This is a genomic window from Pseudomonas sp. IPO3774, assembly GCF_013386835.1.
Lineage (GTDB): Bacteria > Pseudomonadota > Gammaproteobacteria > Pseudomonadales > Pseudomonadaceae > Aquipseudomonas.
In genome coordinates this window covers 122,026-136,009 of record NZ_JACAQY010000052.1, presented here as the reverse complement: position 1 = coordinate 136,009, position 13,984 = coordinate 122,026, and the positions used below count along the sequence as shown (strand labels likewise).

General features: G+C 62.7%; 9 protein-coding genes. 6 read left to right on the top strand and 3 right to left on the bottom strand.

Annotated features, from left to right (window positions below):
• Window positions 1–253 precede the first annotated feature (253 nt).
• The 5 genes from HYE77_RS25510 (at window position 254) to nagE (ending at window position 7,409) form a co-directional block, all read left to right on the top strand.
• The gene (locus HYE77_RS25510; protein ID WP_003209609.1) at window positions 254–1,012 is read left to right on the top strand and encodes a GntR family transcriptional regulator; all 759 of its coding nucleotides are present in this window, start codon (window positions 254–256) and stop codon (window positions 1,010–1,012) included.
• Window positions 1,013–1,022: 10 nt separating this feature from the next.
• Window positions 1,023–2,129: an N-acetylglucosamine-6-phosphate deacetylase gene (nagA, locus tag HYE77_RS25505; RefSeq protein WP_087695120.1), complete on the top strand. Its 1,107-nt coding sequence runs from the start codon at window positions 1,023–1,025 to the stop codon at window positions 2,127–2,129.
• Window positions 2,110–3,132 (top strand): SIS domain-containing protein, encoded by a 1,023-nt coding sequence (locus HYE77_RS25500; RefSeq protein WP_023659131.1) that lies wholly within the window; start codon window positions 2,110–2,112, stop codon window positions 3,130–3,132. The genes nagA and HYE77_RS25500 overlap by 20 nt, the downstream gene beginning before the upstream one ends.
• A gap of 36 nt (window positions 3,133–3,168) precedes the next feature.
• Window positions 3,169–5,676, top strand: coding sequence for a phosphoenolpyruvate--protein phosphotransferase (ptsP, locus tag HYE77_RS25495; RefSeq protein ID WP_177069744.1), 2,508 nt, complete (start codon window positions 3,169–3,171; stop codon window positions 5,674–5,676).
• A 74-nt stretch (window positions 5,677–5,750) separates the two neighbouring features.
• Window positions 5,751–7,409 (top strand): N-acetylglucosamine-specific PTS transporter subunit IIBC, encoded by a 1,659-nt coding sequence (gene nagE, locus HYE77_RS25490; protein ID WP_218174601.1) that lies wholly within the window; start codon window positions 5,751–5,753, stop codon window positions 7,407–7,409.
• Between the two features lie 179 nt (window positions 7,410–7,588).
• Here the strand turns inward: nagE and HYE77_RS25485 are convergent, their stop codons facing one another.
• Together HYE77_RS25485 and purL are read right to left on the bottom strand one after the other, a co-directional pair.
• Window positions 7,589–7,900: an NGG1p interacting factor NIF3 gene (locus HYE77_RS25485; RefSeq protein ID WP_177069740.1), complete on the bottom strand. Its 312-nt coding sequence runs from the start codon at window positions 7,898–7,900 to the stop codon at window positions 7,589–7,591.
• Window positions 7,901–7,904: 4 nt separating this feature from the next.
• Complete coding sequence (gene purL, locus HYE77_RS25480) at window positions 7,905–11,801, bottom strand: phosphoribosylformylglycinamidine synthase (protein ID WP_177069759.1); 3,897 nt, start codon at window positions 11,799–11,801, stop codon at window positions 7,905–7,907.
• Between the two features lie 287 nt (window positions 11,802–12,088).
• Between purL and mltF the strand changes: the two genes are divergently transcribed.
• Window positions 12,089–13,549 (top strand): membrane-bound lytic murein transglycosylase MltF, encoded by a 1,461-nt coding sequence (gene mltF, locus HYE77_RS25475; protein ID WP_177008154.1) that lies wholly within the window; start codon window positions 12,089–12,091, stop codon window positions 13,547–13,549.
• 137 nt (window positions 13,550–13,686) lie between these two features.
• Here the strand turns inward: mltF and HYE77_RS25470 are convergent, their stop codons facing one another.
• On the bottom strand, window positions 13,687–13,983 hold the full coding sequence (locus HYE77_RS25470) for a PTS transporter subunit EIIB (RefSeq protein WP_003209625.1): 297 nt from the start codon (window positions 13,981–13,983) through the stop codon (window positions 13,687–13,689).
• Between the last annotated feature and the right edge of the window lies 1 nt (window position 13,984).

Genomic DNA, 13,984 nt, shown 5'->3' with positions numbered 1-13,984 from the left:
CTCGTAAAATAATTCGAAAAAAAATCCCGCCCCACACGGCGCTTGCCGGTGAATACCAGTTCACCCCGGCAAGCTGCGTGCTTCTGCCCGACACAAAGACCTCTCTAATACCACTTGAACTGGCGCACTATTAAGGCGCCCGCAAACGCTCGCCTGCACTGTTTTCGCTGCATTGACATGGTATTTAAGTGGTATTAGCTTGCGATCACTACCGGGCGACAACACTCCAATAACCGCATCGGAAACCGACACGATGAACCCCATCCTGGCCCTGCGCCCCGACGATAAACAATCGACGCCGCTGTACCTGCAACTGGCCCGCAACCTCGAAGCCGCGATTCATGCCGGCCAGTGGAAATCCGAGCAGGCTTTGCCGTCGGAACGTGCCCTCAGCGAGCAACTGAGCATTTCCCGGGTGACCGCCCGCAAGGCGCTGGAAGTGCTGTTCGAACAAGGTCTGATCCGTCGCAGCCAAGGCTCCGGAACCTTCATCACGCCACGCCTGGAACAACCGCTGTCGCGCCTCTCGGGCTTCAGCGAAATGCTCCGGCTCAAGGGCTTTGTGCCGACTTCCCAGTGGCTCGAGCGCGACATCACCCCGCCGACCCATGAAGAATTGATTCGCCTGGGCCTGTCACCCAGCGACAAAGTCGCGCGGCTCAAGCGTTTGCGTAAGGCCGACGACACGGTGATGGCGATTGAAATGACCGCCATGCCCGCCTCCGTCCTCCCCCACCCGCAGGCCATCGGCAACTCGCTCTACGAATACCTGGAAAGCATCGGCAAGCCCATCGTGCGCGCCCTGCAACACATCCAGGCGATCAACGCCTCGGATGAGTTCGCAGCCCTGGTGGGCATCGCCCCCGGCACCGCCATGCTGCTGATGACCCGGGTGGGCTACACCGCCGACAACACCCCGATTGAAATCACCGACACCTACTGCCGCAACGACTACTACGACTTCGTCGCAGAACTGCGCCGCCACGACTATTCCGCTGAACTGCGAATTTAGAGAACTGCCCATGTCCGAAGACAATATCCTCACGCCACACGGCTGGATTCGCGGCCGCCTGGTGCACCAGCACGGCAAGGTCACTGCCGTAGAAGGCAGCCCGTGCAACCCGGCTGACAACGACCTGCCGTACCTGCTGCCAGGCTTTATCGACCTGCACGTGCACGGCGGTGGCGGCAAAGACATCATGGAAGGCACCGACGCCTTCCACACCATCACCCGCACCCACGTGCGGTTTGGCACCACCTCGCTGCTGGCCACCACCATGACCGCGCCGGTGGATGAGATTTCCCGCGTGCTCGGCGAAATCGGCACCTATTGCGAAAGCCGCCCGACCGGCACCGCTCGTGTCCTGGGCGTGCACCTGGAAGGTCCCTACATCAATCCGGGAAAACTCGGCGCACAACCGAACTTCGCCCACACCGCCTTGATGGCCGAAGTCGAAGAATACCTGCGCCTGGCGCCGATCCGGGTGATCACCATTGCCCCGGAAATCGCCGGCCATGACGGCCTGATCCGAGCCCTCAGCGAACGCGGCGTGCGCATGCAGATCGGCCACACCCTGGGCAGCTACGAAGAAGGCGTCGCCGCCCTCGCCGCCGGGGCCACCAGCTTTACCCACTTGTACAACGCCATGAGCCCGCTGCATCACCGCGAGCCCGGCATCGTCGGCGCGGCCCTGGCCCACGCCAAATACGCCGAGTTGATTCCCGACCTGCTGCACGTGCACCCAGGTGCCATGCGCGTGGCGCTGCGCTCGATCCCGTGCCTGTACTGCGTCACCGATTCCACCGCCGCTGCCGGCATGCCCGACGGCGAATACAAGCTGGGCAGCCACACCGTGACCAAGTGCCTGGGCGGCGTCCGCCTGGCCGATGGAACGCTGGCCGGCAGCACCCTGACCATGGACCAGGCGCTGCGCAACCTGGTGAAGATCGGCCTGCCGATCAGCGAAGCCTCACAACGCCTGTCGCAATTTCCTGCGGACTACCTGGGCCTCGAAGAACGCGGTCGCCTGCAACCCGGCAGCTTTGCCGACTGCGTGCGCCTGGACCGCTCCCTGCACCTCACCGACGTAATGGTCGAAGGAGAAACCATTGACTTCAAAAATGCTTGAAGAGGCCCTGGCCTCCTGTGAGGCCGTCGAGGCTCAACTGCAACGCCTGGACCCGCTGCTGGTGGAAGTCGCCGGCCGCCTGCGTCGCCAGCCACCGCAAGTGGCGATGACCATCGCCCGTGGCAGCTCGGACCACGCCGCCAGTTACTTCGCCTACCTGACCATGCAACACCTGGGGATTCCGGTGGCGTCGCTGCCGATGTCGGTGGTGACCATGCTGCAATCGCCGCTCAAGGTCAGCGGGCAAGTGGCGTTCGGTTTCTCCCAGTCGGGACAGAGCCCGGACCTGGTCAACAGCCTGCGCCTGTTGCGCAAGCGCGGCGCCTTGAGCATCTCGATGGTCAACGCCGAAGACTCGCCACTGGAAGCCGCCTGCGAATTCCATGTGCCGCTGTGCGCCGGGCCGGAACGCAGCGTCGCCGCCACCAAAAGCTTTATCGCCACCCTGAGCGCCAGCGCCCAATTGATCGGCCACTGGAATCAGGAAGACGAGTTGCTGCAAGCCTGTAAGGCACTGCCCGAAGGTTTGCGTGAAGCCGCCAGGCAAGACTGGAGCCTGGCCATCGACGCCCTGCGCGACTGCCAGCAACTGATGGTGATCGGCCGTGGCGCCGGTTTTGCCATCGCCCAGGAAGCCGCGCTCAAGCTCAAGGAAACCTCGGCGATCCAGGCCGAAGCCTTCAGCAGCGCCGAAGTGCGCCATGGCCCGATGGCCCTGATCGATGACAACTACCCGCTGCTGGTCTTCGCCCCACGCGGCGCCGAACAAGCCGGCCTGCTGAGCCTGGCCGCCGATATGCGCCAGCGCGGTGCCCGCGTGCTGCTGGCCGCCCCCGATGACATCGCCGAGCGCGACCTGACTCTGAGCCGCGCCGAACACCCGGCCCTGGACCCGATCCTGGCGATCCAGAGTTTCTACGTGATGGCCGCCGGTTTGGCAGAGGCCCGGGGCATGGACCCGGACCAACCGCGTCACTTGAGCAAAGTGACCCGCACCCACTGAGTTGATTGCAGCGTTTTCCTGATGAGTACCGTGCCCATGTCCCACAATAATAAAGACCTCACCCTCAGCGCTCCCCTCAGTGGGCCGGTGCTGACCCTGGGCGACGTTCCCGACGAAGTGTTCGCCAGTGGCGCCATGGGCGACGGCATTGCCATCGACCCGCTCAACGATTGCCTGCACGCGCCGTGTGATGGCGTGATCATCCACGTCGCCCGCACCGGGCATGCGCTGACCATTCGCGCCGATAACGGCGCTGAATTGCTGATGCACGTGGGCATCGACACGGTGGAATTGAATGGCGAAGGCTTTGCGCTGCTGGTCAAGCAAGGTGCGCGCGTCAGCAAGGGCCAGGCACTGGTGCAGTTTGATCTGGACCTGATTGCGCGCCAGTGCAAAAGCCTGGTCAGCCTGATCATCCTGACCAACAGCGAGCTGTTTGAGCTACGGCCGATCACCTTGAAAACAGTGAAGGTCGGCGAGCCGCTGCTGCATGTGGTTGCACGGTTGGCCGGTGCAGCGAAAGTGATTGATGAGTCGGTCACCGAAGCCAGCGCGACTATTCGCATCACCCATCGTGGCGGCCTGCATGCGCGCCCCGCTGCCTTGATCCGCAAGACTGCACAGGCATTCAGCAGCCAGTCGCAGCTGCATTTCGCTGGCAAGTCGGCTTCGTGCGACAGCCTGATCGGCTTGATGGGCCTGGGGATTGGTGAGCAGGACGAGGTGCAGGTCACCTGTCGTGGCAAGGATTGTGAAGCGGCGCTGCAAGCACTGATCGCTGCGCTGTCGGTGGAAGTTGGCGAAGCGCATCACGCTCCAGTGGCCGTCGCCCCACGCCGCGCGAATACCGAAGCCGGAGTACTGCAAGGCGTGTGTGCCGCGCCGGGGTTGGTCTGCGGCCCGTTGTTCCGCCTGAACGGAATCGAGCTGCCGGTGGACCCGGGCAACAACGTGCCGGATGAACAATTGCAGCACCTGGACAGCGCCCTGGAACAGGTGCGTGGCGAAATCCGCCACACCCTGGACCAGGCCCGTCAGCGCAAGGATGTGGAGGAAGAAGAGATCTTCGCCGCCCACCTGGCCCTGCTGGAAGACCCTACGTTGCTGGAGGCCGCCACCGCCGCCATCGAACAGGGCAGCGCCGCCACTCACGCCTGGCGTGATGCGATCCAGGCCCAATGCGCGGTGCTGCTCGCCCTAGGCAAACCGCTGTTCGCCGAACGCGCCAACGACCTGCGCGACTTGCAGCAACGCGTGCTGCGGGCGTTGCTGGGCGAGGCCTGGAATTTTGATTTGCCGGCCGGCGCTATCGTCTCGGCCCATGAGCTGACCCCATCGGATCTGCTGCAACTGAGCAATCAACACGCCGCCGGTATCTGCATGGCCGAAGGCGGCGCGACGTCTCATGTGGCGATTCTGGCGCGGGGTAAAGGCTTGCCGTGCGTGGTTGCACTGGGCACTGAATTGCTTGATGTGCCCCAAGGCCAGCGTGTGGTGCTGGATGCCGCCAACGGCCGCCTGGAGCTGACGCCGGATGATGCGCGCCACGCCCAGGTTCACCAGTTGCGCGATGCACAGAAACTGCGGCGCCAACAGCAGCACGCGCAGGCTCAAGGCACCGCCAGCACTCAGGATGGCGTGCGTATTGAAGTGGCCGCGAATGTCGCCTCCAGCGCCGAAGCCCAACTGGCCTTCGAGAATGGCGCCGATGGCGTCGGCCTGCTGCGCACAGAATTTCTCTTCGTCGACCGCCGCACCGCGCCCGACGAGCAAGAGCAGCGCCAGGCCTACCAAGCCGTACTGGATGCCATGGGCGACAAATCCGTGATCATCCGCACCATCGACGTCGGCGGCGACAAGCAACTCGACTACCTGCCGCTGCCGTTCGAGACCAACCCGGTGCTGGGCCTGCGGGGCATTCGCATGGCCCAGGTACGCCCGGAACTGCTGGACCAGCAACTGCGTGCCCTTCTCCAGGTCAGCCCGCTGGAACGTTGCCGCATCCTGCTGCCAATGGTCAGCGAAGTCGACGAACTGCTGCACATTCGCCAGCGCCTCGATGAACTGTGCGCCGAGCTGGAACTGACCCAACGCCCGGAACTGGGGGTGATGATCGAAGTGCCCGCGGCGGCGCTGATGGCCGAACAACTGGCCGAGCACGCGGACTTTCTGTCCATCGGCACCAATGACCTGTCCCAGTACACCCTCGCCATGGACCGCGACCACGCCGGCCTCGCCGCCCGGGTCGATGCCATGCACCCGGCGCTGCTGCGGCTGATCGCCCAGACGTGCATCGGCGCGGCCAAGCATGGGCGCTGGGTCGGTGTGTGCGGGGCGCTGGCGTCCGACCCGCTGGCCACGCCGGTGCTGATCGGTCTGGGCATCAGCGAGCTGTCCGTCAGCCCGCCGCAGATCGGAGAAATCAAGGACCGTGTCCGTCACCTGGACGCAGCCCAATGCCGGCAACTGAGCCAAAGCCTGCTTAACCTGAGCAGCGCCAAAGCCGTTCGCCAAGCCTGTCAACACCACTGGCCGCTGAGCTGAAAACAACAAGAATAGGGAGACACGCCGTGTACCAATATTTTATCGAAGGGCTGCAACGCCTGGGCCGTGCGCTGATGCTGCCGATCGCGATTCTGCCGATCGCCGGCCTCCTGCTGCGACTGGGCGACACTGACCTGCTGAACATCGCGGTGATGCACGACGCCGGGCAGGCGATCTTCGCCAACCTGGCGCTGATCTTCGCCATCGGCATTGCCGTGGGTTTTGCCCGCGACAACAACGGCACGGCGGGCCTGGCAGGCGCCATCGGTTACCTGGTGATGGTCTCCACCCTCAAGGTGATGGACGCCAGCATCAACATGGGCATGCTCGCGGGCATCGCCAGCGGCTTGATGGCCGGTGCCCTGTATAACCGCTTCAAGGACATCAAGCTGCCGGAGTACCTCGCATTCTTTGGTGGGCGACGGTTTGTGCCGATCGTCACCGGGTTCTCCGCAGTGGCGCTGGGGGTGATCTTTGGTTTGATCTGGCCACCCGTGCAGCAAGGCATCAACAGCTTCGGCGTGTTGCTGATGGAAAGCGGCAGTTTTGGTGCGTTCGTGTTTGGCGTGTTCAACCGCCTGCTGATCGTCACCGGCTTGCACCATATCCTCAACAACATGGCGTGGTTTGTCTTCGGCACCTTCACCGACCCGACGACCGGCGCGGTAGTGACCGGCGACCTGACTCGCTATTTTGCCGGCGACCCGAAAGGTGGGCAGTTCATGACCGGCATGTTCCCGGTAATGCTGTTCGGCCTGCCGGCGGCGTGCCTGGCGATGTACCGCAATGCACTGCCGGAGCGGCGCAAGATCATGGGCGGGATTTTCCTGTCGATGGCGCTGACCTCGTTCCTGACCGGGGTCACCGAGCCGATCGAATTCGCCTTCATGTTCCTCGCGCCGTTCCTGTACCTGGTGCATGCGCTGCTGACCGGGTTGTCGATGGCGATCACCAACATGCTCAACATTCACCTGGGCTTTACCTTCTCCGGTGGGTTTATCGACATGGTGCTGGGTTGGGGTAAATCCACCAACGGCTGGTTGGTATTCCCGGTTGGGCTGGCGTATGCGGTGATCTACTACAGCGTGTTCAACTACTGCATCCGTCGCTTCAATTTGAAGACGCCCGGGCGTGAGGATATTCAGGTCGCGCAGGCCGAGGCCATGACCGATAACCAACGGGCCGGGGCTTACATTCGCGCGCTGGGTGGTGCGGAGAATCTGCTGAGTGTGGGTGCTTGCACGACGCGTCTGCGGCTGGACATGGTGGACCGCAACAAGGCGGTGGATGCCGAGTTGAAGGCGCTGGGTGCGATGGCCGTGGTTCGACCGGGTAATGGCGGGAGTTTGCAGGTGGTGGTCGGGCCGATGGCGGACAGCATTGCCGATGAGATTCGGTTGGCGATGCCTTCGTATGTTGGAGTCACTCCGGTCGCTGCTGCACCGGTTGAGAAGAGCACGCCGGTGAACGTGCATGAGGCCGAGAAATGGCTGAATGCGCTGGGCGGTCGGGCCAATGTTTTGCAATTGGATGCGGTGGCGATGACGCGGCTGCGGGTGGAGTTGGGGGATGGTTCGGTGTTGTCGGAATCTCAACTGACGACGCTGGGTTGCCAGGGTGTGAGCCAGCTTGAGAGTGGGGTTTGGCACTTGCTGATTGGTGACAAGGCTTCGGGGTTGGGTGAGGCGTTGGAGCGGTTGGTCAGTGGCCGTGAGGTTGGGGTAAAAGCCTGAATCTTTGCTGAGCATCAGGGCCTCTTCGCGAGCAAGCCCGCTCCCACATTTTGATCGGTGCCCGTCATGGCAACGCGGTCAAATGTGGGAGCGGGCTCGCTCGCGAATGGCCGTGACAGGCAACAAAAAACCCGCTGACCAAACTGGCCCAGCGGGTTTCTTGTTTTTCAACCAGCGAATCAAAAATCCGCCAACTGCCACACCTCATACGCCGGTGCCTCATACGGATGGCTCAGTTTCAACGCAGCCACCACAGCCACGATCAACTCATCTGCCACCACCAGCTCAACCTTCCATTCTTCAACCACTTCAACCTGCCCCACCTGCCCGATAAACGGCTGGCTGCCGTCCATCGCGCGGAATTGGCCCTGGCCCAGTACCTGCCAGGCGCAGCTGTCGTAGTTGCCGATGCGCCCGCCGCCGGCTGCGAAGACGGCGGTTTTCACCGTCTCCACGTGGCTGTCGGGCACAAAGAAGCTGAGCTTGTACACCGCCTTAGTTCACCCAGACGCGAGCGTTACGGAACATGCGCATCCACGCGCCGTCTTCGTTCCACTCTTCCGGGCGCCACGAGTTCTGCACGGCGCGGAACACACGCTCCGGGTGCGGCATCATGATGGTGACGCGACCGTCGCGGCTGGTCAGCCCGGTGATCCCGCGCGGCGAGCCGTTCGGGTTGGCCGGGTAGCCTTCGGTGACCTTGCCGTGGTTGTCGACAAAACGCAGGGCCACAGTACCGGACAGGTCGGCTTCCAGCAGTGCTTCTTCGCTGGCGAATTCCGCATGGCCTTCACCGTGGGCGATGGCGATTGGCATGCGCGAACCGGCCATGCCCTGCAGGAAGATCGAGTTGGATTCCTGTACCTGGACCATCGCAACACGGGCTTCGAACTGCTCGGAGCGGTTACGCACAAAGTGCGGCCAGAACTCGCTGCCCGGGATCAGTTCGCTGAGGTTGGACATCATCTGGCAACCGTTGCACACACCCAGGGTGAAGCTGTCATTACGCTCGAAGAAGCCCTGGAACGCGTCACGGGCACGGCTGTTGAACAGGGCCGACTTGGCCCAGCCTTCACCGGCACCCAGTACGTCGCCGTAGGAGAAACCACCGCAGGCAACCAGGCCTTTGAACTCATTGAGGTCGACGCGACCGGCGAGGATGTCGCTCATGTGCACGTCGATCGCATTGAAGCCGGCACGGTCGAACGCTGCCGCCATTTCCACCTGGCCGTTGACGCCCTGCTCACGCAGTACGGCAACTTGTGGGCGGATGCCTTTCTTGATGTAAGGCGCGGCGATGTCCTGGTTGACGTCGAAGCTGAGCTTGGTGCTCAGGCCCGGATTGTCTTCTTCCAGGATCACGTCGAATTCCTGCTCGGCGCAGTCGGCGTTGTCACGCAGGCGCTGGATCTGGTAGCTGGTCTCGGCCCACTGGCGTTGCAGCAGGCGACGCTGGCCTTCAAACACGGTTTCGCCGTTGAAGACGATGTTGATTTCACCGTTGTTGATCGGCTGGCCAATCACGGCCACGCAGTCGCCCAGGCCAGCGGCGCTGAACTGTGCGAGTACGTCCGGGGTTGCGTCCTGGCGAACCTGGATCACGGCGCCCAGCTCTTCGTTGAACAGGATTGCTGCGATGTCAGCGGAAGTTTCTGCCAGGCCATCGAGGTTCAGGCTCAGGCCGCAGTGACCGGCGAAGGCCATTTCCACGGCGCTGGTCAGCAAACCACCGTCGGAACGGTCGTGGTAAGCCAGCAGGTGGCCGTCGGCGTTCAGGCCCTGGATCACGGCGAAGAAAGCTTTCAGGTCTTCGGCGTCGTCGACGTCCGGGGCCTGCTTGCCGAGCTTGCCGTGCACCTGGGCAAGGATCGAGGCACCCATGCGGTTCTGACCGCGACCGAGGTCGATCAGGATCAGGTCGGTGGTGCCCTTGTCCATGCGCAGTTGCGGGGTCAGGGTCTGGCGAATGTCGGTGACTGGCGCAAAGCCGGTAACGATCAGCGACAGCGGCGAGGTGACGCTCTTGTCCACGCCTTCATCGTTCCAGCGGGTGGCCATGGACATGGAGTCCTTGCCCACCGGAATGGTGATGCCCAGCTCAGGGCACAGCTCCATGCCGACCGCTTTCACGGTGTCGTACAGGCGCGCATCTTCACCCGGGTGACCGGCAGCGGACATCCAGTTGGCCGACAGCTTGATGTCGGAGATCTTGGCGATACGCGAAGCCGCGATGTTGGTCAGGGTTTCGCCGATGGCCATGCGGCCCGACGCCGGGGCGTCCAGCAGCGCCAGCGGAGTCCGCTCGCCCATGGCCATGGCTTCACCGGTGTACACGTCGAAGCTGGTAGCGGTGACGGCAACGTCAGCCACCGGGACCTGCCACGGGCCGACCATTTGATCACGGGCAACCAGACCGGTGATGGTGCGGTCGCCGATGGTGATCAGGAAGCTTTTGCTGGCAACGGCCGGGTGGTGCAGGACGCGCTCCACGCAGTCGGCGATGGCCAGGGTCGACGGGTCGAAATCGTCGCCCAGTTCGTTTTCACGCACGGCCGAACGGTGCATGCGCGGGGCTTTGCCCAGCAGCACTTCCAGCGGCATGTCCACCGGGCTGTTGCCGAAGTGGCTGTCGGTGACCGTCAGTTGCGGCTCGGCAGTGGCTTCGCCGACTACCGCAAACGGGCAGCGCTCGCGCTCGCAAATCGCCTGGAAGCGTTCGAAGTCTGCAGGACCTACCGCCAACACGTAGCGTTCCTGGGATTCGTTGCTCCAGATTTCGTGCGGGGCCATGCCCGGCTCGTCGTTTGGAATGTTGCGCAGTTCGAAACGGCCGCCACGGTCGCCATCGTTGACCAGTTCCGGGAAGGCGTTGGACAAGCCACCTGCGCCGACGTCGTGGATGAAGCTGATGGGGTTTTTGTCACCCAGTTGCCAGCAACGGTCGATGACTTCCTGGCAACGGCGTTCCATCTCAGGGTTTTCACGCTGTACGGAAGCGAAGTCCAGGTCGGCCGAGCTGGTGCCGGTGGCCATGGAGGAAGCGGCGCCGCCACCCAGGCCGATCAGCATCGCCGGGCCACCGAGGACGATCAGCTTGGAGCCGACCAGAATCTCGCCTTTCTGTACGTGTTCGGCGCGGATGTTGCCCATGCCGCCGGCCAACATGATTGGCTTGTGGTAACCGCGCACTTCATCGCCACGCGGGGTGGTGATGGATTGCTCGAAAGTACGGAAGTAACCGGTCAGGGCCGGACGCCCGAATTCGTTGTTGAACGCGGCGCCGCCCAGCGGGCCTTCGATCATGATGTCCAGCGCGGTGACGATGCGCTCAGGCTTGCCGTACGGCACTTCCCACGGCTGTTCGAAGCCCGGGATCTGCAGGTTGGACACGGTGAAGCCAGTGAGGCCAGCCTTTGGCTTGGCGCCACGACCGGTTGCACCTTCGTCGCGAATCTCGCCGCCGGAACCGGTGGCTGCGCCCGGGAACGGGGCAATCGCGGTCGGGTGGTTGTGAGTCTCGACTTTCATCAGGATATGCACCGGCTCTTGCACCGCACCGTACTGGCGGGTTTCAGGGTCCGGGAAGAAACGGCCGGCGACAGAGCCGACGATGACCGAGGCGTTGTCCTTATAAGCCGACAGAACGCCTTCGCTGTGCATCACGTAGGTGTTCTTGATCATGCCGAACAGGCTTTTTTCCTGGCTCTGGCCGTCGATGTCCCAACTGGCGTTGAAGATCTTGTGGCGGCAGTGCTCGGAGTTCGCCTGGGCGAACATCATCAGTTCGATGTCGTGCGGGTTGCGCTTCAGGCCGATGAAGGCGTTGACCAGGTAGTCAATTTCGTCTTCGGCCAGGGCCAGGCCCAGCTCGGTGTTGGCGGTTTCCAAGGCGGCACGGCCACCACCGAGCACGTCAATCGCGGTCAGCGGCTTGGGTTCGGCGTGGCTGAACAGACCGGCGGCCTGTTCCAGCTGGCTGACGATGATCTGGGTCATGCGGTCGTGCAGGCTGCTGGCGATCAGCTCGGCCTCGGCCTCGCTGAACTGGCCTACTACATAGAAGGCAATCCCGCGTTCCAGGCGCTGGATTTTGTCCAGGCCGCAGTTGCGGGCGATGTCGCTGGCCTTGCTCGACCAGGGCGAGATGGTGCCGAACCGTGGCAGAACCAGGAACAAGCGGCCGTTAGGCTCTTGAACAGGAACGCTGGGACCGTACTTCAGAAGGCGCGCCAGCACTTGCTGTTCGTCGGCGGTCAAAACGCCAGTAACGTCGGCGAAGTGAGCAAATTCAGCATACAAGCCACTGACAGAAGGTACCTTCTGGCTCAGTTGCTCAAGGAGTTTGCTGTGGCGAAAGGCAGAAAGGGCAGGAGCGCCGCGCAGGATCAACATCTTCGGGACAGCCTCGGGAAGGGGGTGTGCTTTGAGGCCGTGCATTCTAGCGTAAACCGTCGCCAACGGCACCCGAAACGGCACCAGTGGCCGCAGCCGGACGTCAGTTGGCATAAATCGCACGATATCATATGGCCATACAGGCTATTCCGGGCAGTTATTTTAACCGTCACAATCGGCTGCCAAGCCCCGTTTCTGCGGGCTGCAGCCAAGGTTTACGGGCGCTAGCAGACAAGTGCCCCGCTGTCGAGATATGGCGCCGAGGGTCCTTTGCGTATACTGCGCAGATGTTCTCCCCTACTGCTTTACGCCCGCGATGCGCCAAATGGCTCTTCGTTACCGGACTCTTCCTGCTGCTCAGTGCGTGTGTGGATAAACCCAACACGCTCGAGCGAATCAAGGAGGATGGCGTATTGCGGGTGGTCACCCGAAACAGTCCGGCCACTTATTTCCAGGACCGTAACGGCGAAACCGGCTTCGAATACGAACTGGTAAAACGTTTTGCCGACGAGTTGGGGGTAAAGCTCGAGATCGAGGCGGCCGACAACCTGGATGACCTGTTCTCGCAGATCGGCAAACCCAACGGCCCGGTACTGGCCGCCGCCGGCCTGGTCAGCAGTGAACAGCGTCGCCAGCAAGTGCGTTTCTCCCACCCTTATCTGGAAGTCACCCCGCAGATCATCTACCGCAACGGCCAGTCCCGGCCGACCACCGCGGCAGACCTGGTGGGCAAGAAGATCATGGTGCTCAAGGGCAGCACCCACGCCGAGCAACTGGCGCAGCTGAAAAAACAGTTTCCCGGAATTGACTACGAAGAGTCTGACGCCGTTGAGGTGGTCGACCTGCTGCGCATGGTGGATGAGGGCCAGATCGACCTGACCCTGGTGGACTCCAACGAAGTGGCGATGAACCAGGTGTACTTCCCCAACGTGCGGGTGGCCTTCGACCTCGGTGACGCCAGCCATCAGGCCTGGGCGGTCGCCGCCGGTGAAGACAACAGCCTGCTCAACGAGGTCAACAACTACCTCGACAAGGTGGAAAAGAACGGCACGCTGCAACGCCTGAAAGATCGCTATTACGGGCACGTCGACGTACTCGGCTACATGGGCGCCTACACCTTCGCCCAGCATCTGCAGCAGCGCCTGCCCAAATACGAGAAACACTTCCGGGCCTATGCCAAGGAAGAAAAGGTCGACTGGCGCCTGCTGGCGGCCATCGGCTATCAGGAATCACTCTGGCAGCCGGCGGTGACCTCCAAGACCGGCGTGCGCGGCCTGATGATGCTGACCCAGAACACGGCGCAGGCCATGGGCGTGTCCAACCGCCTGGACGCCAAGCAGAGCATCATGGGCGGCGCCAAGTACCTGGCCAAGATCAAGGATGAGCTGGACGACAAGATTGCCGAGCCGGACCGCACCTGGTTTGCCTTGGCGGCGTACAACGTCGGCACCGGCCATTTGGACGACGCGCGCAAGCTGGCCGAAAAAGAAGGCCTGAACCCGAACAAGTGGCTGGACGTGAAGAAGATGCTGCCGCGCCTGTCGCAGAAGCAGTGGTACAGCAAGACGCGGTATGGCTATGCCCGTGGCGGTGAGCCCGTGCATTTTGTGGCGAACATCCGGCGTTACTACGACATCCTGACGTGGGTGACGCAGCCGCAGCTGGAAGGCAACCAGGTGGTCGAAGGCAACCTGCATGTGCCGGGTGTGGACAAGACCAAGCCGACGGAAGAAACCCCGCCGCTGTAACTCCCCAATTATCCAAACACCAAAAAACCAATGTGGGAGCGGGCTTGCTCGCGAAGGCGGTGGTTCAGCCAGCACATGGATTGACTGACACACCGCCTTCGCGAGCAAGCCCGCTCCCACATTTGATCTTCTTTGATTTATAGAGCGGTGTTCAGGCCGGTAAGCAGGTGCACCACCCCACCCGCCAACACCATCACGCCCGGCACGCCTGCCGCCTTGAGCGCCTGTGCATCCAACCGCCCTGCATCCTGCAACTGCACCCGCACCCGGGTCAGTGCTACCCGCTGCTGCGACTTGAGATTCTCCGCGCCGCCCAGCGCATTCAGCACTGCCGGGGCCAACAGTGTTTCGCTCACTGGAGCTGCCTGCGGCGTTTCAAGCACCAGATCCGGCGTCAGGGCCTTCCAGAACGCCCGCTGAAATTTCTCGAACATG